Annotated in this window: 22 protein-coding genes; 17 read left to right on the top strand and 5 right to left on the bottom strand. The window is 46.4% G+C overall.

Annotation, left to right across the window (positions count from 1 at the left end):
- The first annotated feature begins 3 nt into the window (after window positions 1-3).
- The 9 genes from KH703_RS10010 (at window position 4) to KH703_RS01490 (ending at window position 14,192) form a co-directional block, all read left to right on the top strand.
- Entirely contained in the window at window positions 4-4,665 is a 4,662-nt protein-coding gene (locus tag KH703_RS10010) for a Sua5/YciO/YrdC/YwlC family protein (protein ID WP_369692715.1), read from the top strand.
- 591 nt (window positions 4,666-5,256) lie between these two features.
- On the top strand, window positions 5,257-5,688 hold the full coding sequence (gene nikR / locus KH703_RS01525; RefSeq protein WP_005870445.1) for a nickel-responsive transcriptional regulator NikR: 432 nt from the start codon (window positions 5,257-5,259) through the stop codon (window positions 5,686-5,688).
- A 744-nt stretch (window positions 5,689-6,432) separates the two neighbouring features.
- Window positions 6,433-7,275: a hydrogenase nickel incorporation protein HypB gene (gene hypB / locus KH703_RS01520; protein WP_304293527.1), complete on the top strand. Its 843-nt coding sequence runs from the start codon at window positions 6,433-6,435 to the stop codon at window positions 7,273-7,275.
- Window positions 7,275-7,556 (top strand): HypC/HybG/HupF family hydrogenase formation chaperone, encoded by a 282-nt coding sequence (locus KH703_RS01515; protein ID WP_304293525.1) that lies wholly within the window; start codon window positions 7,275-7,277, stop codon window positions 7,554-7,556. The genes hypB and KH703_RS01515 overlap by 1 nt, the downstream gene beginning before the upstream one ends.
- 35 nt (window positions 7,557-7,591) lie before the next feature.
- Window positions 7,592-8,689: a hydrogenase formation protein HypD gene (hypD, locus tag KH703_RS01510; protein WP_304293523.1), complete on the top strand. Its 1,098-nt coding sequence runs from the start codon at window positions 7,592-7,594 to the stop codon at window positions 8,687-8,689.
- Window positions 8,690-8,772: 83 nt separating this feature from the next.
- Window positions 8,773-9,957 carry a hydrogenase expression/formation protein HypE gene (gene hypE / locus KH703_RS01505; protein ID WP_304293521.1) on the top strand — a complete coding sequence of 395 codons (1,185 nt, stop codon included), beginning with the start codon at window positions 8,773-8,775 and terminating at the stop codon, window positions 9,955-9,957.
- Between the two features lie 109 nt (window positions 9,958-10,066).
- Window positions 10,067-10,627, top strand: coding sequence for a hydrogenase maturation nickel metallochaperone HypA (locus tag KH703_RS01500; protein ID WP_304293520.1), 561 nt, complete (start codon window positions 10,067-10,069; stop codon window positions 10,625-10,627).
- A 711-nt stretch (window positions 10,628-11,338) separates the two neighbouring features.
- Window positions 11,339-13,411 (top strand): TonB-dependent receptor, encoded by a 2,073-nt coding sequence (locus KH703_RS01495; RefSeq protein ID WP_304293518.1) that lies wholly within the window; start codon window positions 11,339-11,341, stop codon window positions 13,409-13,411.
- A 34-nt stretch (window positions 13,412-13,445) separates the two neighbouring features.
- On the top strand, window positions 13,446-14,192 hold the full coding sequence (locus KH703_RS01490; protein WP_304293516.1) for a DUF4198 domain-containing protein: 747 nt from the start codon (window positions 13,446-13,448) through the stop codon (window positions 14,190-14,192).
- A gap of 1,296 nt (window positions 14,193-15,488) precedes the next feature.
- On the opposite strand, the gene KH703_RS10005 is transcribed toward KH703_RS01490, so the two are convergent.
- The 5 genes from KH703_RS10005 to KH703_RS01470 all read right to left on the bottom strand — a co-directional run bounded on the left by KH703_RS10005 (window position 15,489) and on the right by KH703_RS01470 (window position 17,021).
- Window positions 15,489-15,833, bottom strand: a complete 345-nt coding sequence (locus tag KH703_RS10005; RefSeq protein ID WP_369692717.1) for an STAS domain-containing protein — start codon at window positions 15,831-15,833, stop codon at window positions 15,489-15,491.
- A gap of 229 nt (window positions 15,834-16,062) precedes the next feature.
- Window positions 16,063-16,203: a hypothetical protein gene (locus KH703_RS10000; protein ID WP_369692716.1), complete on the bottom strand. Its 141-nt coding sequence runs from the start codon at window positions 16,201-16,203 to the stop codon at window positions 16,063-16,065.
- Window positions 16,203-16,466: a hypothetical protein gene (locus KH703_RS01480; protein WP_304293513.1), complete on the bottom strand. Its 264-nt coding sequence runs from the start codon at window positions 16,464-16,466 to the stop codon at window positions 16,203-16,205. Before KH703_RS01480 ends, KH703_RS10000 begins: the two co-directional genes overlap by 1 nt.
- Before the next feature lie 88 nt (window positions 16,467-16,554).
- Window positions 16,555-16,755, bottom strand: coding sequence for a SulP family inorganic anion transporter (locus KH703_RS01475; RefSeq protein WP_304293511.1), 201 nt, complete (start codon window positions 16,753-16,755; stop codon window positions 16,555-16,557).
- Between the two features lie 140 nt (window positions 16,756-16,895).
- Window positions 16,896-17,021 (bottom strand): hypothetical protein, encoded by a 126-nt coding sequence (locus KH703_RS01470; protein WP_304293509.1) that lies wholly within the window; start codon window positions 17,019-17,021, stop codon window positions 16,896-16,898.
- A gap of 360 nt (window positions 17,022-17,381) precedes the next feature.
- Between KH703_RS01470 and KH703_RS01465 the strand changes: the two genes are divergently transcribed.
- The 8 genes from KH703_RS01465 to KH703_RS01430 all read left to right on the top strand — a co-directional run bounded on the left by KH703_RS01465 (window position 17,382) and on the right by KH703_RS01430 (window position 23,697).
- Window positions 17,382-18,035: a hypothetical protein gene (locus KH703_RS01465; protein WP_304293507.1), complete on the top strand. Its 654-nt coding sequence runs from the start codon at window positions 17,382-17,384 to the stop codon at window positions 18,033-18,035.
- 258 nt (window positions 18,036-18,293) lie between these two features.
- A complete protein-coding gene (locus KH703_RS01460) occupies window positions 18,294-19,328 on the top strand; it encodes an ABC transporter substrate-binding protein (RefSeq protein ID WP_304293506.1) in 1,035 nt (344 codons plus the stop codon).
- On the top strand, window positions 19,325-20,302 hold the full coding sequence (locus KH703_RS01455) for an iron ABC transporter permease (RefSeq protein WP_304293503.1): 978 nt from the start codon (window positions 19,325-19,327) through the stop codon (window positions 20,300-20,302). Before KH703_RS01460 ends, KH703_RS01455 begins: the two co-directional genes overlap by 4 nt.
- Window positions 20,286-20,666 carry an ABC transporter ATP-binding protein gene (locus KH703_RS01450; RefSeq protein WP_304293501.1) on the top strand — a complete coding sequence of 127 codons (381 nt, stop codon included), beginning with the start codon at window positions 20,286-20,288 and terminating at the stop codon, window positions 20,664-20,666. The genes KH703_RS01455 and KH703_RS01450 overlap by 17 nt, the downstream gene beginning before the upstream one ends.
- Window positions 20,667-20,721: 55 nt before the next feature.
- The gene (locus tag KH703_RS01445) at window positions 20,722-21,060 is read left to right on the top strand and encodes an ABC transporter ATP-binding protein (protein ID WP_304293640.1); all 339 of its coding nucleotides are present in this window, start codon (window positions 20,722-20,724) and stop codon (window positions 21,058-21,060) included.
- Window positions 21,061-21,543: 483 nt separating this feature from the next.
- Window positions 21,544-22,137, top strand: coding sequence for a hypothetical protein (locus tag KH703_RS01440; RefSeq protein WP_304293499.1), 594 nt, complete (start codon window positions 21,544-21,546; stop codon window positions 22,135-22,137).
- A gap of 108 nt (window positions 22,138-22,245) precedes the next feature.
- A complete protein-coding gene (locus tag KH703_RS01435; RefSeq protein WP_304293497.1) occupies window positions 22,246-22,938 on the top strand; it encodes a hypothetical protein in 693 nt (230 codons plus the stop codon).
- 114 nt (window positions 22,939-23,052) lie between these two features.
- The gene (locus KH703_RS01430; protein WP_304293495.1) at window positions 23,053-23,697 is read left to right on the top strand and encodes a hypothetical protein; all 645 of its coding nucleotides are present in this window, start codon (window positions 23,053-23,055) and stop codon (window positions 23,695-23,697) included.
- Window positions 23,698-23,730 lie beyond the last annotated feature (33 nt).

Genomic DNA, 23,730 nt, shown 5'->3' with positions numbered 1-23,730 from the left:
TGCATGAAAGCGGCTAAATTTAAGGTTTTCGGAGCAGTGCAGGGGGTCGGGTTTCGCCCGTTCGTCTACAAGCTCGCCGTGGATTTGGGGCTAAAAGGCGAGGTTTATAACGACGGCGAGGGCGTTAAAATCATCGTTTGCACAGACCTTTCCGAGCCGCAAAAAGGCTCGATGGATAAAAATTCCGCCCTTTTAAATTTAGATGAGCCAAATTCTAACGAAATTCAAGCGCAGAAAGTATTGTCATCAGCTGCTCGGTCTTTAAATTCTGCCGAGTCGGATTCTAACAAGGCCGCGAACTCATCACTAAATTTTGCAAGTTCAAATTTAAACGAGAGCTCCTTTTCGCCGCAGAGCGCACCGAACTCGCCAAATGATTTGACCGGCTCGTCGCGCGATTTGGCGAATGATTTAGCAAATCCGCCTGATTTAGATTTGATGAGCTTGCCGCATGATTTGACGAGCGATTCGCAAGCCGCAGCGAGCGAGAAATTTTTACCGAACTTATTCGAGACCGATCTAAACGAGCAGAGCTCCATTTTGCCCGCTTCGTCGGATCAAAATTTCGTCGTGCAAAATTCGTCGCAGCAGCGCGGTATGTCGCAGAATGAATCGCTGCAAGACTTGCAAAATATTAAGTACAATTTGCAAGGCGCGAAGGGGAATTTACAGGGCTTTAAACACGATTCGCAAAGTGCCGAGCAAGATCTGCGCGAAGAAGAAATTTTAAAAATTTTCGAACAGCGACTTCGCAGTGAAGCGCCGCCGCTTTGTCGTATCGATAAAATTATCCGCACCGATCTAAATACGCAATATTTTACGCAGAATTTTACTGATTTTAAGATCACGCAATCCAAGGAGGGGCGTAAATTTAATCCGATTTTGCCCGATTTTGCGATCTGCGATCAGTGCAAAAAAGAGTTTTACGACCCCCAAAATCCGCGCTTTCACTACCCATTTATCAACTGCACGGATTGCGGCCCGCGCCTTAGCATCATCGCAGCGCTGCCGTACGACCGCGCAAACACCACGATGAGGGCGTTTGAGATGTGCGAGTTCTGCCGCGGCGAATACACGGACCCGCTCACGCGCCGCTATCACGCCGAGCCGATCTCCTGCCCACACTGCGGTCCGCAGCTGTTTTTATGCGGCGCGGGCGGCGAAATTTTATCAAGCGGCGAAGAGGCGATAGCGCGCACGGCGGAGCTTTTGCGGCGTGGACAGATCGGCGCGATCAAGGGGATGGGCGGCTTTCATATCGTTTGCGATGCGACGAACGAGCGCGCGGTACGCATGCTGCGAACGCTCAAAAAGCGCCCGGGCAAGCCCTTTGCGATCATGTGTCGCGACGCAGCGCAGGTATGGCGCGCAGCGAGCCTAAGCGCAGAGGAAGAGGCGCTGATAGATTGCAATGTCAAGCCGATCGTGATTTTAAAAAAGCGCGAGTTTGTTTGGCGCACAGAGGCGGGCTTCGCGGCAGATTTCGGCACGCAAAATTTAAAGGCGCAAGGCAAAAATCCTATATCGCCGAGATTTGCGGGCGAGCAAGAAGAATCAGCGCAAAAGCAGGGCTCTGCACTACAAAATTTACGCAATTTCGCAGCGCAAAAATTTAGCACGCAAGGCGCTGAAAATTGCGCAAAGCAGGGGAGATTACAGAGTGCGCAAATTTTCAGTAAAACGGCGCACCGTAATTTCGCCTACGATACGCTAGCGGCAGACGACTCGCAGTGTGCGGCAAACGAGCTAGAGCGCGCATACGATGGGTCTGATTTGCAGCGCGCGGCTAAAAATTTGAGCTCGCCGCAAGCAGAAGGCGGGCTAGAGCTGCAGCAAGCAATTAACAAATTAAATTTACAGTCCGCAGTTGATGGCAGAGACCCGCAATGCGTAGCGAATGGGCCTAATTCTCGGCTTGCGACAGACAAGTCTATTTCGCAAAATTCGGCGAATATTCAGGACTTGCGACATGCCGAGGATGGAGTAGACTTACAGCGCTCGGCGTGCGAGTCTGGTTTGCGACAGAAAATAGATTCGCAAGACTCATGCTCCGCGCAGGCGTGTGTGACGGACGTGCGTGGCGCATATTCCGATAACGAGGGTGATTTCGTGCGTTTGCCCGCGAGTTTTTCGGCGATTTTTAAGGCGGGCGCGATTTTTATCGCTCCGAGCGTGGCGCCGAACCTTAATAAAATCGGCATTTTCCTAGCCAACACCGGCGTGCATCTGCTGCTTTTTGAATACTTTGATCGCCCGATCGTCGCCACAAGCGCCAACATTAGCGGCGAGCCCATTATTTTTAACGCCGAGGAGCTGCGCGCAAAGCTGGGCGGAGTTATCTCGTTTTACTTGGATAACGACCGCGAAATTTTAACGCCGAGCGACGATAGTATAGCGTTTTTGCAGGAAATTAAAAAAGAAGCTGCAAGCGCGAATGCAAACGATCGCACGCACGATATATACACGCTTGAGACCCAGGTTCGCAGCGAGAATATAGCGCAAAATTTTGAAGCACCGCATGCTATGTCGCTTCCCTCAATCGATACGAAATCCGATTTGAACGTGATTATAAAGCGGCAACCGAATGAAAATACGTCAAACTCGAAAAGCGATGATCTGAAACGGGCAAATTCCAAGCAAGGCTCGAAGCGTGATCCGAGTGAAGGTCTGCAAAGCTCGCAAGTAGCCGTTTGTGAGCTAAAAAATTCGCAGAATTTATCCAAAAAAGCAAAAAACGAGCAAGAAAGCGCCGGGCTAGGTAGCATCTGCGATGCGGCGGCAGCCGATGAAAGCGCCGATGCGGCGATAGATCGTTGTGACGCGCTCTCGGATGACGGGCACAACGTCGTGACATCAAACGATGAACGCGACGGTGCATCTTTAAATTTTAAAAACGGCGCGGCATTGATTGATATGAAGCGCCGCAGCCCCGAGAACGCGAAAAATTTCAAAAAAGCAAAAGGCGAGCAGGGCGCGGCAACATTGAGCGATAAATTTGGCGCCGCACCTTCAAATTTAAAAAGCGACGTAGCGGCGTCAAGCGAAGTCAAGCATAATATCGCAGCCCTGGATAGCGAGCGCTTTGTGACCTCAAATAGCAAGCGAGACGCGACCCCAGGCAGCCAGGACACAACATTAAATTTTAAAAACGGCGTCGCAGCGTTAAATTTCAAAAGCGCGAACGATCAAGCGAGCGGAATTTTAGATCGCGCTCTGTTTTTGCGAACCTCTCGCGGAATGAACCCAAAAATTTTCCCTAGCAAATTCCGTGCCAAAGGCACTTTTCTGGCGCTCGGAGCGGAGCTTAAAAATCAGTTTGCGATCTACAAAGACGGGCAAATTTTCATCTCGCCCTACATCGGCGATCTTAAAAACGTCGCCACGAATGAGCGATTTTTCGCGCTTTTGGATATGTTTGTGCGCGCCTACGAGCTGAAGTTCGACGCCGTCATCGCGGATCTGCATCCGCAGTTTTCGCACACGCGATTTTTCGAGCAGCGCGGATACCCCGTAGTTCGCTACCAGCACCATTTCGCGCATCTCGTGTCGAATCTGGCGCAAAATGAGCTGCTTTTTAGTGGCAAAAAATACCTCGGCTTCTGCTTCGATGGCACCGGCTACGGCACGGACGGCACAATCTGGGGCGGAGAAGTGATGATCTTTGATCCGCACGGCTACCGTCGCGTCGCAAAATTTGACGAGATCGCGCTTATCGGCGGCGAGAATGCGATAAAAAACATCTACAAGCTCGCGCTCGCGCTCATATTTAAATTCAATGCAAAGGACGCTGCGCGCGAGTTTTTGGCAAAATTTAACGCGAGCGAAGTCACAAATTTAGAAAAAATCGCACCGCGTGCCGTCCGCTCAAGCTCGCTCGGGCGGCTATTCGACGCGTTTGCTGCGGTCATTTGCGACCTGCGAACCGTAAGCTTCGACGGCGAGGCGGGCATGCGACTTGAGAACCTATATATCGACGGCTGCAAGCAGAGCTATAAATTTAGATTAAAAAAAGCGGGCGAAAATTTTATCCAAAACGCACCGCAATCCGCTTCACAGCAGCAAAGCGCCGATGATTTGGCGCGCGAAGCGGGGCAGAGTGGTTTAAATGCGCAAGATCGTAGCGGTATGAAAGATAGCTGCGCGTTGCAAGGCGATTTTAAAGAGCTTGCGGATGATGCGGCGAGTAAAAATGAGCTTGAGCGGGTGGCTGAAAACATCGCAGGCGGCGGTGAAAAGAATGAAAGCTCCGCTGCAAATTCTATAAACCAAGCATCCGCCCTAAATTTAATAAATTTGGAAAGCAAAGACGCTTCTAGCGCCGATCAAGCCCCGCAAAATGGAGCTTGCGCGCCGAGCCTTGAGGGCGAATGCTATGTGATCGATTACGAAGAGGCGTTTTTGCAGGCTTTGCGCGATGAGCCGCGCTTGGCCGCGACGAAATTTATAAACGCCATCGTAAATTTCATCGCGGAGTTTGCGGAGGGCTTCGGGCTCGAGGTCGCGCTAAGCGGCGGGGTCTTCCAAAACGCGACGCTTCTAAATCTTACGTGCGCAAAGATGCGCGAGCGGGGCATCAAATTTTATCTAAACCGCGAGATCCCGTGCAACGACAGCGGCATCGCATACGGGCAGCTCGCGGCGTATCTAAGCGAAATTTCGCGCTAAGCTCATCCACAAAAAACGCAATTATAGCCGCTAAGCTCGCTCTTTTTAAAATTTATTAGTCTCATCTCGCCGCTAAATTTGATGGCTCTGCGCCATGCCTGCTCTTTGCGTAAATTTCTAACGCTACGGGTGGTAAAATCCACCGCGGCTAGCTTTCTAAAATCGCAAAAGTAACGAACAAATTTGCGTCCCTCCGTCTCTATATGTCGCAACCGAAACGTTAAAATTTTAAAATTTAACGGCGCGCCGTTGCCTGCCATAGCGTCACACGTGCTATTACGGCGATCGATACAAAATTCTACCGCGGCGCGTGGCTAGATACTGCGCAAATCCCAAACTAAGACGCTATTTAGCGCCTGATCCTTAAAATTTGGACGCAAGCTCGCGGTAGAATTTAAAATAACGTAGCACCGGTAAATTTCATCGCGCTAGCACTAAAATACAACGCGAAATCGCGAGCAAAATTTCAAAATACGCACGATGCCTCGGAGCTTTAAATTTTAAAGAATAAGCCAAATTAGCGCGAAATTCTTACTATTTGAGCGGAATTTCGGTAAAATTACGTTCAAAATACGCGAAATAAGGGAAGCTATGAAAAAAGAGGAAAAAGAGAGCGCCGTAAGATTTAGCATTTCGCTGCCGACGAAGCTTTTTGAGGATCTCGATGAGATGGTGCGCGCCAAGCAATACCTAAGCCGCAGCGAGTTTATCCGCGATCTCATACGCGAAAAGATGGTCGAGGGCGTACTTCACGGAGATGGCGAGGATGACTGCGTGGGCGTGCTTTGCATCGCTTACGATCATCACCAAAGCGATCTGATTGAGCAGCTCGTAGAGATCGAGCACCACGCAAACGTCACCATCGTCAGCACCAGCCACTTCCACATCGACGAGCGCCACTGCTTCGAGGAGATCACGATGCGGGATAAAATTTCAAAGATTGAGCGGCTCAGCGCCAAAATCGGCGCGCTAAAAGGGGTGAAATTTTCCAAGCTCGTAAAGGCGGTCATTACCGAAGCGTAGGGCTTTTGCGCATTTAAAAACAGCGCGTTACGCTAAATTTACGCGCTCGTAAATTCAAACGCAGCGGCTGCGCGACTTTTGCGAGTTGTGCAGCGCGATTCTTGATCGAGTGGAGGATTCGGGCGACGCGGCTGCGCAAGGCGTGCAAATAAAATTTGTTTAAATTTACGCGGCAAACGAAAGCGCAAAATTTTTAAATTTTAATCAAAAAGCATTCTTGCCGCGGGTCTAAATTTTACCGCACAGGCACAAAACCGGCGCAGCAGCTCGATCTATAAGGAGCGACGCCTTCATGCCGTATTTGTTGTAAAGCCGAGCTAGCGCAAAATCGATATGAAAACGACCGCCGCATTGGTGTTCGGCACGCCGGAGAGCACGCGCGAGATTGTAGAGCGCCGGTAAAATCCGCTCGCAAGCCCTAAATTTCGTGCTTCTATCTACGGCAATCTTTAGTTTATTTTGAGCCGTTGCGAGCTGCGAGGTCCAAATTTGCAGCGTGGGCTCTGCAATCTGTGAGCAAGCGATTAAATTTAAAGCAGTGCTTTATACTCGCGAGCTTTAAAAATTTTACGTCGAGCCTTTGCAAATAACGCATGAAATTTAGATAAAACCGAAGCGCATAAATTTCCAAGCCCGTTAAATTTCATAAAATTTCGCGTCTTGATATAAAATTTATCAAATTTACGCCATTTAAAGCAAAAACGTGGTATTTTACGCGCAAAATTTATTATCCAAGGAGAAAAAATGTGTAAAGATTGCGGCTGTTCCATCGGCCACACTCACGAAGCGGGCACCCATTCGCACGCAGATATGACACACGAGCATGTCCACACCCACGCGGACGGCACCGTCCACTCCCACGCCCATATGCATGAGGCGGGGGTCGATCACGAGCACGACGCGCACGATCACATCCACGCAAATGTCGCTATCAGCGATGCCAAGACGATCGAAGTGATGAGTAAAATTTTAAGTGCCAACGACGAGGAGGCCGCTCACAACAGAGCCCATCTGGATGAGGATAAAATTTTATGCCTAAATTTGATGAGCAGCCCCGGCAGCGGCAAGACGACGCTACTTGAGGCCACTATCAAAAGCGGTAAATTTAAAATCGGCGTCATCGAGGGCGATCTAGAGACTAACCGCGACGCCGATCGCATCATAAAAGCGGGCGCGCAGGCCCATCAGATCAGCACCGGCGAAACATGCCATCTGGATGCCTTTATGGTTCACGAGGGGCTTCATCATATCGATACGAAAGGCTTGGATCTGGTTTTCATAGAAAACGTCGGAAACCTCGTCTGCCCTGCGGCATTCGACGTGGGTGCGCACCTAAACGTAGTGCTTCTAAGCGTGCCAGAGGGCAGCGATAAAATCGCAAAATATCCTGTCATATTTCGCCGCGCAGACTGCGTCGTAATCACTAAAACCGCGCTACTACCGTATTTTGACTTCGATATGGATGAAGTGGTGCGTGAGGTACACAAACTCAATCCGAAAGCCGACGTCATCGCTCTTGATAGTAAAAGCGGCGAGGGCGTGGAAAAATGGCTGAAATTCCTACAATACAAGAAGGAATTTCGTTAATGTGCCTTTCAATCCCTTCAAAAATCATCTCGATCGACGAAAATAATTTCGCCACCGTGGAGACTCTGGGCGTGCGCCGCGGCGTGAGCTTGGATCTACTCCCCGAGCCTGCGGCGGTCGGGGAGTACGTGCTGATCCACGTTGGCTTTGCAATGGAGAAGATCGATACGCAGCGAGCGAAGGAGAGTATCGAAATTTACGAGCAGATCGCAAAGCAGATGAGGGTGGAAGAGAGCTCCGTATATGAAAGCATAGAGCCGAGAGCCGGCGCAGAGAATTAAAACGGCTTGCAAACCCGTAAAATTTAAGGTAAATAATGGATCTAATCAAGGATTTTAGAAACAAAGAGCTGATTTTAGCGCTTAGTAAGCTGATAATTTCTAAAAGCAAAAAGCCGCTAAACATTATGGAGATTTGCGGCGGACACACGCACTCGATCATGAAATTCGGCCTTCCGAGCCTGGTCGGCGAAAATATCAAATTTATCCACGGCCCCGGCTGTCCGGTGTGCGTGATGCCGCGCAGTCGTATCGACGAGGCGATCAAGCTCGCCGCAATGCCGCAGAGTATTTTTTGCACTCTAGCAGACATGCTGCGCGTACCCGGCTCTCGCACCAGCTTGCAGAAGCTGCGCGGCGAGGGGCACGACATCAGAGCGCTTTATAGCCCGCTTGATTGCATAAAGATCGCGCAGGAAAATCCGCAAAAAACGGTGATATTTTTTGCGATCGGCTTTGAGACTACGACGCCGATGAGCGCCGTACTGATCGATAAAGCGCTAAGCTTGGGGCTAAAAAATCTCTTTTTTCACATCAACCACGTCACGGTGCCCGCGCCCGTGCGAGCGATCTTAGACGGCGCGGATGTGCAAATAGGCGCGTTTTTAGGACCTAGCCATGTAAGCGTGATCACCGGCGCGAAGGTCTACGAGAGCATTGCGCGGGATTACAAAAAACCGATCGCCGTAAGCGGGTTTGAGCCGCTTGATATAATGGCGGGCGTGTTAAATTTGGTGGAGCAGCAAAACGCCGGCACCTACGAGGTTTTCAACGAATACGAGCGCGTCGTAAAAGATAGCGGCAACCAAAAAGCGCAAAATTTGATAGATAAATATTTTGAAATTTGCGATTTTCCGTGGCGAGGGCTCGGCGAAATTCCAAAAAGCGGCATGAAGTTGCGCCCGCAGTACGCGGCGCTGGATGCCAGGGTGCAGTTTGATTGCAGCATACAGAGCGCTCCCGAGAGCAAGGTCTGTATCTGCGGCGAAATTTTGCGCGGCAAAAAAAGCCCGTATGATTGCAAGGTTTTCGGCAAGCACTGCACGCCGCAAAACCCGATAGGATCGTGCATGGTCTCAAGCGAAGGGGCATGCGCGGCGTACTATAAATACGGCGACGTCAAAAACGCGGGCTAAATTTTGCGCGGCGCCGCAGTAGCACGGCTCGTTCGACTGCGGAATACGGGCTTTAAATTTAAAACCGAGTGAAAAGGAAAAATTTGAATGAAACTATACTTTTAAGCCACGGCGGCGGCGGCGAGGAGATGAATAGGCTCATCAACGAGACGATCTTTGCGGCGTTTGATAATGAAATTTTGCGCGCCAACAACGACAGCGCGATACTAAATTTAGACGCCGGAGCTGGTTTTGACCGCGCGGCGAGTTCTGCTTTGAATTTGGCGGCTAGTTTCGGCAGAGAGATAGCTTTCAGCACCGATAGTTTCGTCGTCACGCCTCTGTTTTTTAACGGCGGAGACATCGGCAAGATCGCCGTTTGCGGCACCGTCAACGACCTTGCGATGGTGGGCGCGAAGCCGCTGTTTTTAAGCTGCGCGCTCATCATCGAGGAGGGGCTTAGCCTAAGCGAGCTGCGACGCATCCTGGACTCGATGGCGAGCACTGCACGAAGCTGCGGCGTTCGTATCGTTTGCGGCGACACAAAGGTCGTGCCGCGCGACAAATGCGATAAAATTTTCATCAACACTAGCGGCATCGGCCGTATTTTGCGACCTGCGCGCGTACAAAATATCAAAGCGGGCGCAAAAATCCTGCTTAGCGGCGACATCGGGCGGCACGGGGCGGTGATACTCGCGGCACGCGACGAGATCGCGCTAAGCAGCGAGCTGCAAAGCGACTGCAAACCGCTTTGCGCTGCGGTAGAAAAGCTGATCTCGCAAGGCGTGAAGATCCAGGCGATGCGAGATGCGACGCGCGGCGGGCTCAGCGCGGTTTTGAATGAATTTGCAAGCTCTAGCGGGCTTGAATTTTTGGTGCGTGAAGAGGATATCAAAATCAGCGACGAAGTAGTGGGCGTGTGCGAGCTGCTAGGCTTCGAGCCGTACGAGCTTGCAAACGAAGGCACTTTCGTAGCGATCGTAGAAGATGGCGCCGAGGCAGATAGGGCGCTTGAAATACTGCGCGAATTTGACGCAAATGCCGCAATCATCGGCGAAGTACGCGAAGCAGGGCACGACAAAGGCGAATTTAAGGGCGCTTTGACGCCTAGACCTAGTGCACATGATGGATCTGTGGATGTGAGCGACGCGGGCACGTTATCAGAAAATAGGGCGGGACAATTTCAAACTTCGCATGCGGCAAAAGGGCGAGTGATTTTGCAAAATGCCTACGGTTCGCAGCGATTTTTGGAGCTCCCGAAAGGCGAACTACTGCCGAGGATTTGTTAAATTTGCGTGCAAATTTGGCAAATTTAAGCCTAAATTTCAGAGCACGTTTTTAAATTTACAATAAAATTTCGTATAAAATACGGCGTGGCCGTAAAATTTAGAGGAAAAAATGCATGAACTATCGATCGTAGCGGATCTTGTGGCGCTATGTGAAAAGGCGCTAAACGCCGAAAAAGCAAAGAAAAAAGGCGCAGCCGAGCAGGGCGATAAAAATCGCTGCGACATCGCCGACGATACCGCCAATGAAAATACGGATTCCGCGAATACCGACATAGGCACCGAGTATACCGAAAATACGGGTGCTACGAATACGAACTCAAATGGCAAAAACGGCGATTTTTATAAAAATTTAGATGCAAATCCGCAGGCGTCTTACGATGCATTTGGTTCGAAAAGTCCGCAGATAAGGAAACTGCACGTAAAAATAGGGCGGCTAAGCGGCGTGGAAGCGCATTATCTGCAAAACTGCTATGAAGTCTTTCGCGCAGGCACCGTCTGCGAAAATGCGGATCTCATTATCCATACCCAAGAAATCGTCGTAAAATGCAAAAACTGCGGTTTTAGCGGAGATTTGACGCAAAACGACTTTTCTTGCCCGCGTTGCAAAAGCTCCGAAATCAGCGTAATCGATGGCGAGGATATGTATCTAATGCGCCTGGTTATTGAATAAAAGAGGGCGTTTTCTAGGGGCATAACTGCCCATATTTTAAATTTAAATCCCCGCCATAAGCAAAACTTCATTTCCGCCAAATTCAGATATTATCTATTTTAATTCTTGCGGAAAACACATCGTCCTGCTAATTTCATTTTAAGTCACATAAATTATCAAATGTATTTATGTAAAAATTCTTCTAATAAAAACCATTAATAAAAACAACAAATGCGTTAAAAATACATAAAATTATTCACATAATTATACGTTAATTTCGTATTGATTTTTTACTTGAAAATTATAGTTTTCAATATGAAATACCTAGAATTATAGTGCTTTTGCTCCAAAAAATTGAAAAACGATAAACTACTGATATATATTTTCATATTAATGATTTTTATGCAATAAACGATTTATAAAAATGAATTTTTTGATTTTATTAATTTTGCATCATTTACATAAATTTTATGAACGTATTTATTTAAATTCTAATAAGCTTATTGCATCACCCTATTTCGTATCTAATATTTACAATATTAAATTAATACAAATCATACTTATATTTTGCATTAATTTAATATTGTAATAGTATTGACAATGATTATCTCATCTGATATAATAACGCGAAAATTTTATCAGATTTTAGGAGTTAAATTTTGAAAGTTTTTACTCTCTCTCTCTCTCTCTCTCTCTCTCTCTCTCTCTGAAGCTGCAGCTACCCTACTTTTATTGAGTGCCGCAAATCCAGCCATAGCCGACGAGCAAACTAAGCAAAGCGTAAATCTCGGCGAAGTAGAAGTTACCGCAAACAAAATAAGTGAAAATTTAAAGGATGTACCACAAAGTATCAGCGTCGTAAGCGATACTGAGCTACAAGAGCGCGATGTCAAAAACGTCGAGGAGCTGGTCAAAACTATGCCAAACATTACCGGTGTAGGCGGAATGTACGAGGGCATCAGCACTAGAGGACTCAATCCTTCGATATATACGAGTTCCAACCCCGTCACGGTCTATGTCGGCGGCGTAGCACAAAGCAACAAAGACGCAGCCTATATCCCCGTTACAAATATCGATCACGTCGAGGTTTTGCGAGGTCCTAGCAGTGCGATCTACGGCAAAGACTCAATCGGCGGCATCATCAATATCGTTTTAAAAGAACCGACTAACGAGTGGAGCGGCAGCGTCGGCGCCGAATACGGCTCGCACAAATACATGCTAGGTCTTTTTGAAACCAGCGGCGCACTGATTGATGATAAACTATTTTTAGGATTAAACGGCTCGGCGTCCAAAGAGGACGGCTGGATCATCAACGATCTAAACGGCGATAAAGCCAACGACAAGAAAAATTACAATTTCGGACTAAATTTAAAGATAGTGCCGACCGATCGTTTTACGATTAAAATTTACGGCGATCTTTTTCACCGCCAGGACAACTCGCTCGACGAGCTTTTTATCCCAAAATCGAGATTTGGCAATATCTCAAAAAGCGAAGCCAAGCATATAAACTTAGAAACTCCCGCCCGCGTAAAGCAAACCTCTAGCTCGGGAGCGTTAGATCTAAAATATGAATTTGACAAATTTGACGCGACTTCGGCTACGACCTTTCGTAGAGCCAAAAAAGACGGGCTTTACGACGAGGATTTTGGTAGTAAAATAACCTATCTCGACCCCGATCACTACGGGCTAGTTACATTTTTAAATTCTAAAAATGATACCTTCTCCGAGGAACTTAGATTTAGTAGCAATGACGAGCAAAGCTTCAAATGGGTCGGTGGACTTTATTACGAAAACGAAAAGCAAGTCTTCGGCCCGATCGGCGATCAATACGGCGACGGCGGCGGTAGGACGATAGTCGAGGATTGGCCTTCGGTCAATCGCGCGCAGACGGCATCGGTATTCGGTCAGATCATCTATCCGATCACGAGTAAATTTGACGCTACGCTTGGCGGCAGGTATCAGCAGATCAGAAAACACACAAAGGTCGATTACTTTTCATACGAGCTGGGACACAATCCCGGTGCGCCCGCGTTTTCGATGGATGAGAAAGCGACATTTAGGACGTTTTTGCCAAAAATCGCACTTGGATACGATATCACCGACGAGCTAAATATTTACGCGATGTATTCGAAGGGCTATCTAGCCGGTGGCTTTAATTTCTATACCACCGGCGGCAGCAGAGAGGATAATAAATTTGACGCACAGACGAGCGATGACTACGAGATCGGCGTAAAGGGTTCGTATGAGAGCTTTAGATTTTCTACCGCGCTATTTTATATGGACATCAAGGGCACGCATATATTTTACACCGACCCCAATAACCCCAACATCTACTCGACCGCAAACGCCGATAAATCAAAATCTATGGGCGTGGAATTTGAAGGTGTCGCAAAAGCGAGCAAGGAGCTTGATATAAATTTAGCCGCGAGCCTGCTAAAGACCAAATACGGAGATTACATCAACAAAGACGGCACGAATAATAAAGGTAATAAAATCGAGAAAAACCCCGAGTATAAGCTCTCTTTGGGCGCGTCATACTACGCTCCGATGGGAATTTATACGAGACTGGACGGAAATATGATAGGCAAGACCTACTTCGATGCTCAAAATAAGCTAGCCCAAAAGAGCTATTTTACGGCGGATGCAAAAGTAGGCTACCTAAAAGATGGCTTTGACGTGTATTTTTATGTCAAAAATTTGACCGACAAAGAGTATTTCTCGCACATACGCGACAGAGCGAGTAATGTCTTGATCACCTATGGCAAAGGCAGAACGCTCGGCGTCGGCGTAAGATATAGTTTTTAAATTTAGTAAATTTTATTAAAAGAAAGGATGAAAAATGAGGAAAAGTTTAGCTGCATTGGTAGTTTTAGGTGCATTTAGCGTAGCAGGCGCGCATGATTTTTGGCTTGCGGGCCAAAATGACGACAAACTGAGGGTTCAGATCGGATTTGGAGATGGATTTGCCACGTGCGAGCCGATCGATAAGCAGAGGGAGAATAATTTTGAAATCCCCGTAGTCATAGATAAAAACGGCAAAAAAATCGAGCTAAAGCGCACGAGCGAAAACTATAAATTTGAGGGCGAAAAGCAGCCGGAAGGCGTCTATATCATTACCGGGCAATATAAACCGACCTTTTGGACCGAGGATAAAAGCGGCAAATGGCATATGGGCGGCACGAAAGATACGATCAAAGACGCTAAATTTTGCCGTCGCGCCACTATGCTCGCAAAGGGCGTAATCAACACACAAGCAGGCGATCTCATAACTAAGCCCGTGGGCGAGCGACTCGAGCTCGTACCTTTAGAAAATCCGGTAAATTTCAAAGCCAATAAGCCGTTTAAAATTAAAGTGCTATTTGAAGGCAAGCCGCTTGCAAATGCCGCGGTTGAAGGTGCGCCGGATGGATTTCTGGAAGATATGAGTGCATTTTATGGTATGACCGATGATAAGGGCGAAATCGAGGTAATGGCGCTAAAGCCAGGTCCTTGGATACTAAAAGCAAGAAATAAGCTCGCATTTTCGGATCCAAAGAAATGCGACGAAGAGACGATCATCGCGTCCTTTGCTTTTGAGGTAAAATAGTTTAATTTGCTCTAAATTTTACTCCGGCTTTTAAATTTAAAAGCCGGATTACGCTATGTGAGGACTTTCGCGAACTTTGTAGTTGCCGCGCGTAGGCTGCGCTTTTAACTCGTCGCGATTTGCGTATCGTGCTACGGACAAGCCTTCCTGGCAAAATTTCAATTTTAGCTTGAATACTCGCTTTTTCATAAATGCTCGCATATTTTTAAAATTCAGCTTCTAGTGCCTATTTGCCTGAAGCAATCCTCGTTTAAAACCAAAAGATTAAATTTAATTCAAATTTTGCTCTATTTAAATTCCACTCGCGCACTACTCTTTTTGCGCCGCCGATAAATTCCCTTTGACGTTACTCGCAAGTTTTTATAGATGGCCGCTTTATAGATGATTTTCGTACCCTTTACAATCTCGCCACGATCGTATTTGTGTATATCCATCTGGAATTTTAGTTGCGCGTTTAACGTTTAAAATGTAAAAGCGATTTTAGATCATTTGCTCGCGAATTTAAAACTCCTAGAGGCCGTTTCGTTCGAAAGTTGCTAAAAAATTTGGAACTAGCACCGATTTTTGAATTTAACAAGGCTGCTCGTTTCTAATTTGTCTAAATTTCAAATTTGCAGTATAGCCTCTAATGTTTGGTATGCAGCAATTTATTTTTTACAACTGCTTTCACCCTACTGGATACCGCGAAATTTAAATAGGTATTAATTAAATTAAAATTCCATATTGTCTATGATCTCTTTCAGTGCCATGGTGCTCATATGTGTATCATCGGAAAAATATACGTCCTTTACTCCATTTTTTATCAGCTTGCTTAAAATTTTTTTCGTGTCTATAAATACATATCGCTTGTTCTCTCCGCGAAGCAGTTCAAAAAAGCGGCTCTTTCCATATTTCTTATCCAAAATATGGTCGTAATACAGATCGTATTTATCCACCATCGGCATAAAATATAGTTTTATGCCGGATCTGTCTAAAAGCTCCTGGACTTCATTTAAATTTTTATTTAGCGCTGCAATATTTTCGGCATTTGATTTATCTAATCCATATAGATCTTCGTAATAAAATAATAGTCCGCTTTGATCTTTGGAGGTAAAAAAATCTCCATCCAGCTTAAGATAATACACTTTTGATAAAAAGGCATGATCGTTGAACCTGTAAGCTATGCGATATAAAACGCTATTGTAGTTTAATGTGTTTATAAAAAATGGCTTTGGGGTTTGAAGATACGATGGAGCACGTTTTTGAGCTATTAAATTTGATCTTTCATTTTTAAATTTATCCAAATCAAATGCAAATCTATCCACTGCTCGTCTTTCGATAGATTCCAATATAATGTATTTTGGCTTCAATTTTTCCAATAGATCGGAATTTATTAGCGAAAATAGCGTACCCAAAAATAGCCGTTCGTCGATGATTATATCCACATTTGTAGCATTTTTTTAAACACATTGCAAAAAAATCCTCGAGCGCGTAAGCGAATGAAATGTCTATAAAAGTCGCCTGACCGAAATCGATTGTGAGCTTTTTCCGGCATACCCGGAGACGTAGATCATCTACAATACGCGCGCTATCAGTAAAAAATATCGGTCCGATAATCTCGACAAATTTCGCATCGTCGAGATATAGGGTTTGATAGCAAATTTCTTTTTACCCTTGCATGAATTGGCGTAATAAATTATATGCGCAAGCACCACGCCTACTGCTACGGCAAAGATAAGCTCCACAAACACAGTTAGAAAAATACGGCATCATTACTAACACGTTTTTTCGGCACATGTGTTAAACCGCGTAGTACGCGGTAATCTAGGATATCGACACCTATCTTTTTATAAAATCCCGGCAAGCATCACTAGTGGCACGTATGCGGCTACTAATGCAAACACCAATGCCGCCAGTAACAAAAAGTACTGAGTTGCATTATATCAAATAATCTATCAAGCCCACCCGCTTTAATATTTGCAACCGTTCGCATCGTAGCGCTAGCTCTCGGGATACCACCTATAAAGCCCACTAGCACATTGCCGATACCTTGACCGATGAGCCTCTTGATTTGAGGAGTGCTTGGTTCTGGTGATCGAATCTGCCACAAGCGAAGTCAGCAGCGAATATATCATACCTAAAATCGCTAAAATTAACCCATATCCTATGATAGAGCTTATGTAACAAAATTTTCAGCGTAGGGATCGTAAAGCTAGCAAAGTCCATAGGGATCGCGCCTATCATAGGTACGTCAAGGCTCATTGCGTAGCAGATTGGGATTAAAACTACTAGCACAAAAGTAGCGTAAACACAAGTCTTGAGAGCTTTTTAGGAAATAATATATAAGATCACTAGCGTTGCTGCGCTAAGAGTATAAGCGTAGCTAGATTTTAGATGCGACGCTCTTAGGAATAGCGACGATCGCATCCGTGATTTTGCCCAAGCCCTTTTGCCATAACACCGGATTTATATGAAGCAAAATTATTATGACATCCACGCCATTCATAAAGCCCGAAATGATAAAGTACGGGATATATTTGATAAATTTACCTAAGCGCAAATTCCAAAATGGCAAATACCACAATCACAAAGCCGATCCCCACTCCCCAGCATCACTCGCAAATCTCACAACCGCGGCGGCACTTACCGACCGTCATAGGTCTAGTAGGTCTCCAGATTTACATTTTTGTACCACCGAAAGCTGCCGTAAAAACCCTAGCACGATCACTTCCAGATATCCGAGATACCAGCTTTAGCTCCCAGCTCGCTGGGGATAGAGTTTGCTATCGCCAGCGCCAGCGTGATAATGCCTGCGGTCAGTCCATCTGCGATGTCGCCTTTTATATTCAAAACGCTCTCCATAATTAAACAAAATACAATTATAGAGTAATTTACCTAAATTTCGGCTTTGTGGATCTCACGCCTTTAGAGGTAAAATTTGCCGAATTTTTTATCACGGGGCTTTTGTGGGTAGAATTTTGCGATCTCACGACGTTAAATTTTAAAATTCAGTAACGCGGAGTTTCTAAATTTATCCAAATTTCAAATCCCGCAAGTATAATCCGCCATAAAATTTTAAAAATCTAAAGGCAAAAAATGAAGCGTGATACTTTAAGCGCCATAAAATTTCGCGGTATAACCTCTAGCGTTTTGGCAATCTGCACTTATCTGATCATTTGGGCTTGTTGTGAGCTTTTGCATGGCATTACGATGAGCGGTTTTTTCGCCGCTGCGACCATAATCGTCGCCGTGATTTTTACTTCGATGAGCTTTAAGCTTTCGGCAACCAAAATGATCTCGGATATCTCCGCTAGCAAGGTCTTTAGGGCATATTTGATTAACTTTATCGCCCGAGTGCTTTGGGCTATCGTATTTATTTCGCTTTTACCACATTCTATGAATAATAATATTGTGAGCTTGGAGACTCTAGATTATACCTTACACGAGCGAGGCGGTTCTTTCGTGGAGGCACTCTATTGCATTTTAGCGGCTATGGCCATAGGACTTAATCACTCTATGGAGATTAAAGAGACGCAATTTGTTACCATTTGGTATGTAACGATTACAGCGTTTAAGATTATCGGCACCATAGCACCGGCAATAGTATATTACTACTTAGGAGAAGCCGCTAAGAGTAAAATTTTTTATGCTTACGCGTGGTTATATTTTATATATTTAGTGCTTGTAGAAATCATCAACTCGTTTATTAAATTGCCGGAAATGAGTAGTGCAACGGCAGCGCACATTGTACTCGCAATAATCCTTTTATCTGAAATTTTAGAACTTATCGCCTGGATTAGGATTAAAGGAATTTCGGGCGCAGAGCTTTGGAATAAAAACTTATGGGCGACGCCTACAAAATAAATCAAAAAACCAATCTATAATTGCGCGCAAACCATTTAAAATTTCATAAATTTACTTACGTATTCCATATCGTATCGCAAAATTCATATGCCGATGTAAATTTTCAAATTCGCCCTACTTTAAAATTTCATCTTTTACCTAAAATTTATCATTAAAAATCTATAATATTTCAAAGTATATTTTCTAAACGCAGCCGCCTAAGAAGCACGCACAATCGGGCGTATTAAAAAGTATATAATCTAAATTAAAGGAAAAAATATGAGTAAATTTCACTCTTTCGCGCTAGCCCTTGCGCTGTGCGCTAGTTCGCTTTTTGCCGATCGGATCGTAACCGATCAGCTAGGCCGCGACGTCACGCTGCCTGACGAGGTTAAACGCATAGTCGTGCTTCAGCACCAAAGCCTAAACGCGCTAAATGAGCTAAACGCGCTGGATAAGGTCGTCGGCGTGCAGGAGTCGTGGGAAAAGTCGCTCGGCAAAAACTATATCCGCCTAGCCCCGAGCCTAAAAGACATGCCCACACCTGGCGATCTAAAGGTCATCAACTATGAAGCGGTGCTCAAGCTAAAGCCCGACGTCGTGATCGTCACGAACTACATCCCGAAAGAATACATCGACAAGATGAGCGAGCTCAAAATCCCCGTGATCGCCGTTAGCTTTCAGCGCAGCGACGCCGCCGATAAAGGCAAGCTAAATCCGACCTTCAAAGACGACGAGGCAGCCTACACCGAGGGCTTTTACGACGGGATCGAGCTTCTTGGCAAGGTTGCAAACCGCAAGAAAGAGGCCGCCGAGCTCATAAGCTTCGTCAAAACCTCGCAAGAACAGCTAAAGGCTAAATTTAGCGACTTCATCGTAGATAAAAGACCTAAAATTTACATGGCAAATCCCGATCTTGCGACCTACGGCAGCGGCAAATACACGGGCATAATGTTTATGCGTGCAGGCGCGCAAAACGTCGCGGCGGATAGTATCAAGGGCTACAAGCAGGTCTCTGCCGAGCAAATTTTAGCGTGGGCGCCGCAGATGATCTTCGTGCAAGACCGCTACCCGCAGGTACCCGCCGAGCTTAAATCCAACCCGCAGCTTGCAAATTTAAGCGCGGTTAAAGAGGATAAAATTTACATGATGCCCGAATACGCCAAAGCGTGGGGCTATCCGACGGCCGAAGCCATGGCGCTTGGCGAGTGGTGGCTAGCGATGAAGCTCTATCCGAAGCACTTTGACGAGGCGGAGTTTGACAAAAAAGTGGAGGAATTTTATCAAAAATTCTACCGCACGAGCTATAAATGAAATTTTCCGCCCTGCTGCTGCTCTGGGTCCTACTATTTGCGGTATCGCTGGGCATCGGGCAGTATCCGGTTAGCCTAGAGGAGACGGGTAAAATTTTACTCGGCTCCGCCGACGACGAGACGGCAAAGAGCGTGGTGCTTGATATCCGCATCCCGCGCGCCCTACTTTCGAGCCTTTGCGGCGGGATCTTGGCGCTTAGCGGCCTTGCGCTTCAGGCGGTTTTTAAAAACCCGCTCGTAGGCCCGCACATCGTGGGCGTGAGCACCGCAGCGGCATTCGGCGGCGCGCTTTGCATCATGCTCGGCTTTGGCTCCTACTTTATCGTGGGCTTTGCCTTCTTTTTCGGACTCGCCGCGCTTTTTATGCTCTATTTTATCGCCAAATTCGTTTCTCGCAGCGACGTCTTTTCGCTCATCCTAGCCGGCATCGTCATAAACGGCGTATTTGCCGCGCTAACGAGCCTCGTGCAGTATCTAGCCGACAACGAAGACGTGCTGCCAAACATCATCTACTGGCTGCTTGGCAGCTTCGTGCGTGCAGACTACGACAAGCTCATCATGCTTGCCGCCGTTTCGGCGCCCTGCGTCGCGGCGCTCATCGCGATGCGATGGCGATTTAACCTACTCAGCCTCGAAGACGGCGATCTAAAGGTGCTCGGCGTAAACATCGTGCGGCTGCGCTCGGTCATCCTCGTCGTCTGCACCCTGCTAGTCGCCGCGCAGGTCAGCGTCAGCGGAAACATCGGCTGGATCGGACTTGTAGTGCCGCACGTCGCTAGGATGATATTTGGCAGCGACCACTTGCGATCGATGCCCGCTTGCTTCGTAGCTGGAGCCGTTTTTATGCTCGCTATCGACGACGTATCGCGCTCGATCAGCTCTAGCGAAGTGCCGCTTAGCATTATCTCCGCGCTCATCGGCAGCCCGATATTCGCCATCCTCTTAAAAAGGAGCGCCGATGCAAACAGAAGGTAGTTTGCTCTCCATCAAGGACGCGGGATTTTTCTACGAAGAGGGAAAATTTCTTTTTAGAAATTTAAGTTTTGAGATTGAGCGCGGTCAAATTTTAGCGATCCTGGGGCTAAACGGTCAGGGCAAAAGCACGCTGATGTCGTGCATGATGGGAATTTTGAGCCTCAAAGAGGGGCGGCTTTTTACGCAGGCGAAATTTGGCTTCCTGCCGCAAAGCTTCAGCGTGGCGTTTGATTACAGCGTGCAAGACATCGTGGCGATGGGGCGCGTGCGCGATATTTCGCTATTTTCAAAACCTAGCAAACGCGACGTGCAGATCTGCCTGGACGCGCTTGAGAGCCTTGAAATTTCGCACCTGAAAAAATAAGCGCTTCAACTCGCTTTCAGGCGGTCAAAAGCAGCTCGTACTCTTTGCCAGAGCGATCGCGAGCAAGAGTGAAATTCTGTTTTTAGATGAGCCCGCCAGCGCGCTTGATATTAAAAACCAAGACCGCGTGCTAAGCCTAATCGTAAATTTGAAGCAAAAAAGTAGTGCCGGCATCGTTTTTACCACGCATCAGCCAAACCACGCCCTTGCGGTGGCGGACCGCACGCTCATCTTAAAAGACGATCTTAGCTACGTTTACGGGAGCAGCGCCGAGGTTTTAAACGAGGAAAATTTAAACGCGCTCTACCGCGTGCGGATGAAAACGGCGGAATTTGACGTAGAGGGCGAGCAAATCCCCAGCATCACGCAAATTTTCAGCGCGCAGGTAAGGTAGCGCCAGAGCGGCGGTATCAATCGGCGCGAAATTTTAAATCGTGGGATTTTATCTTGGGCGAAATTTAAATCGCAGAATTTTGTCTTGAAATGCCGTCTTGAAATTCTGATTAAAATTTTATATCGAGGTTTTGCCTTAGAATTCCAGCCTAAATTCCATAGCAAAATTTTTACCACGGGGGATTCCGATCAGAAATCTCATAGCAGAATTTTCTGCAGCTTGCTGACTTTCAAAGCGTACGATGAAAGTATGTTTCGCTTGAGATCTGAAATTCCACCGCGAAATTCTACCTCGTAAATCCATAGATGGAATTCCATTTTAAAATCCCGCGGCGGAATTTTATTCTCGCTCTGGTAGGATTCCTGGAATTCCGCAGTCTGCAAACTTGCCGCGACAAAATTTTGAAATTTTAAATTTAGCTATTTAATTCCTGCTTTACATCGATTTATGTATACTTCGAGATAAATTTCAAAAAGGCTTATTATGCAAGATCTCGTATCTCAGGCAAGAAAAGAAGGAATGATCAGCACCGGCATTGATCTACTTTTAGCGGCGGTGCCTGCGACTTTAGTTGCGCTAGATATTGCTACGGGCGATATGCTAGGGCTTAGCGGCAACAAGGCGGCTACATGTATCACTGGCGGAATTATTTTTGCTCTTTTGTGTATTTCGGTATTTTTTAGATTAAGAGCGCTCCGCAAAATTTCAAAGCTTAGTGGCATAAAAGCGGCGGCGCTTTACCGCAACTGCGTAATTGTCTGCATCTGTGTCATTGCCATAACAAGCATCTTTTTATCGATTCCTTTATCGATCTCACACAAGCATTTAGCAATGATATTGTGCATTTTGATAGCGTTTGCAGGCGCAATCTACATGATCGTAGCGTGGTTTTGCATAAATTTTGCTCTAGCGCGCGTAAGCGGCGTGGGGATCTTTGAGACGTATGTGTGGCTCTGCGTCATCCTTTTTCCGTTAAATGCACTATACCATTTGATATTCCCCATAACCCTCACAATAACTAGCATCGTACATCTGCTAGCCTGGAGCAAGATAGAAAAGATAAGCGTAAAAGTTTAAAATTTCGCAAATATCTTGTCGCGATAGAATTCCGATTTTTGCGATTTAATCCGTGTTTTATGTTTGTTTATATATACTTCGGGTCAAATTTTTAAAAAGGGTTTATATATGCAATTCATTGTATCTCAGGCAAGAAAAGAGGGGATGATCAGCACCGGCATTGATCTATTTTTGGCGGCGTTACCCGCGGTTTTTATCGTGGTAGGATATATCTCTTACAATGAGCCCAAGTTTGTGGGTGACGAAATAAATTATATCGCTAGCGGAATTTTGATCGCTTTTATTTGTGTTTCGGCATTTTTAAGATTGCAGGCACTCCGAAAAATTTCAGCGCTTAGCGGCATAAAAGCGGCGACGCTTTATCGCAACTGCATAATAATCTGCGTCTGCTTTTTTGCGCTAGCACTTGTGCTCAATTACCTTTATCCGAGAGAGCCTGACGCAGACGGCGGGCAGAGCGATAATCCATTTGCGGCGATATTTGGACTAGCACTTTTCGTAGGCGTTATTTACATAATCGTCGCATGGTTTCGCATAAATTTCTCTTTGGCGCGCGTAAGCGGCGTGAGTACCTTTCGGACTTATGTGTGGCTCTGCGTGGGACTTTTTGTGCTAAATATACTATGCAACGCAGCGATTATTGCTATAGCTATTTCTGAGCCGCGGACCGAGCAGGTCTCGGCTTTAGCTATTGCTGTCGTAATGCTTAAACTGCTCCTGCCGTTTGCCGCTCTCATAATAACCGGCATCGTGCACCTACTAGCCTGGAGCAAGATGGAAAGGATAAGCGCGGGGGTTTAAATTTTAAATTTTATAAACCTCTTGTCACGATAAAATTTCGCTCTTTTCGGTTTGATTAGCGTTTTACATCTGCTTTTTGCATATTGAAATAAATTTTAAAAGGAGTTATACGACGTGCAAGATCTCGTATCTCAGGCAAGAAAAGAGGGGATAATCAGCACTGGCATCGATCTATTTTTAGCGGCGGTGCTCGCGGTTTTTAAGGCTATAGGTCTTGCTTCCGGCGGAATGTTTGTGATCGTAAGCGGAATTTTTATCGCTCTTATCTGTTTCTCGGTGATTTATAGGCTAAGAGCGCTCTGTAAAATCTCTGCGCTTAGCGGCATAAAAGCGGCGGCACTTTACCGCAACTGCGTAATTGTTTTCATCTGCCTCGCGGTGTTTTCATTATTTCATCCGATAAGTTCTTGTAGAGAAGAGATGATTAGAGAGACAATAGGAGAGACGATATCGAATTTAGCGGTGCCCGCAGCCGCAATCTACGTGGTCGTCGCATGGCTTCGCATAAATTTTTCGCTTGCGCGCGTAAGCGGCGTGAACATCTTTCGGGCTTATGTGTGGCTCTGCGCCTTCTTTTTTGCGCTAAATTGGCTATGTGGCGCAGGACCATTCGGTTTGGCTACCTCCAAGCCGCAAATTGACGATTCTGTTGCGGTTTTAGTCGCCACATCATTTAAGGAATTTCTGCCGTTTGCTGCCTTGATAATAACTAGCATCGTGCATCTACTAGCCTGGAGCAAGATAGAAAAGCTCGCCTAAGCCGAAGCGCTTTCGTTTTGCAGCGACCGCCCG

The sequence above is a fragment of the Campylobacter gracilis genome (assembly GCF_018374135.1).
GTDB lineage: Bacteria > Campylobacterota > Campylobacteria > Campylobacterales > Campylobacteraceae > Campylobacter_B > Campylobacter_B gracilis_A.
This window is presented reverse-complemented; position numbering and strand designations above follow the sequence as displayed.

Bases quoted from the DNA above. Each gene is read 5' to 3' on its own strand.
- KH703_RS10010 (WP_369692715.1), top strand. From the start codon at position 4: ATGAAAGCGGCTAAATTTAAGGTTTTCGGAGCAGTGCAGGGGGTCGGG.
- nikR (WP_005870445.1), top strand. From the start codon at position 5,257: ATGAAAAAAGAGGAAAAAGAGAGCGCCGTAAGATTTAGCATTTCGCTG.
- hypB (WP_304293527.1), top strand. From the start codon at position 6,433: ATGTGTAAAGATTGCGGCTGTTCCATCGGCCACACTCACGAAGCGGGC.
- KH703_RS01515 (WP_304293525.1), top strand. From the start codon at position 7,275: ATGTGCCTTTCAATCCCTTCAAAAATCATCTCGATCGACGAAAATAAT.
- hypD (WP_304293523.1), top strand. From the start codon at position 7,592: ATGGATCTAATCAAGGATTTTAGAAACAAAGAGCTGATTTTAGCGCTT.
- KH703_RS01500 (WP_304293520.1), top strand. From the start codon at position 10,067: ATGCATGAACTATCGATCGTAGCGGATCTTGTGGCGCTATGTGAAAAG.
- KH703_RS01490 (WP_304293516.1), top strand. From the start codon at position 13,446: ATGAGGAAAAGTTTAGCTGCATTGGTAGTTTTAGGTGCATTTAGCGTA.
- KH703_RS01465 (WP_304293507.1), top strand. From the start codon at position 17,382: ATGAGCGGTTTTTTCGCCGCTGCGACCATAATCGTCGCCGTGATTTTT.
- KH703_RS01460 (WP_304293506.1), top strand. From the start codon at position 18,294: ATGAGTAAATTTCACTCTTTCGCGCTAGCCCTTGCGCTGTGCGCTAGT.
- KH703_RS01455 (WP_304293503.1), top strand. From the start codon at position 19,325: ATGAAATTTTCCGCCCTGCTGCTGCTCTGGGTCCTACTATTTGCGGTA.
- KH703_RS01450 (WP_304293501.1), top strand. From the start codon at position 20,286: ATGCAAACAGAAGGTAGTTTGCTCTCCATCAAGGACGCGGGATTTTTC.
- KH703_RS01440 (WP_304293499.1), top strand. From the start codon at position 21,544: ATGCAAGATCTCGTATCTCAGGCAAGAAAAGAAGGAATGATCAGCACC.
- KH703_RS01435 (WP_304293497.1), top strand. From the start codon at position 22,246: ATGCAATTCATTGTATCTCAGGCAAGAAAAGAGGGGATGATCAGCACC.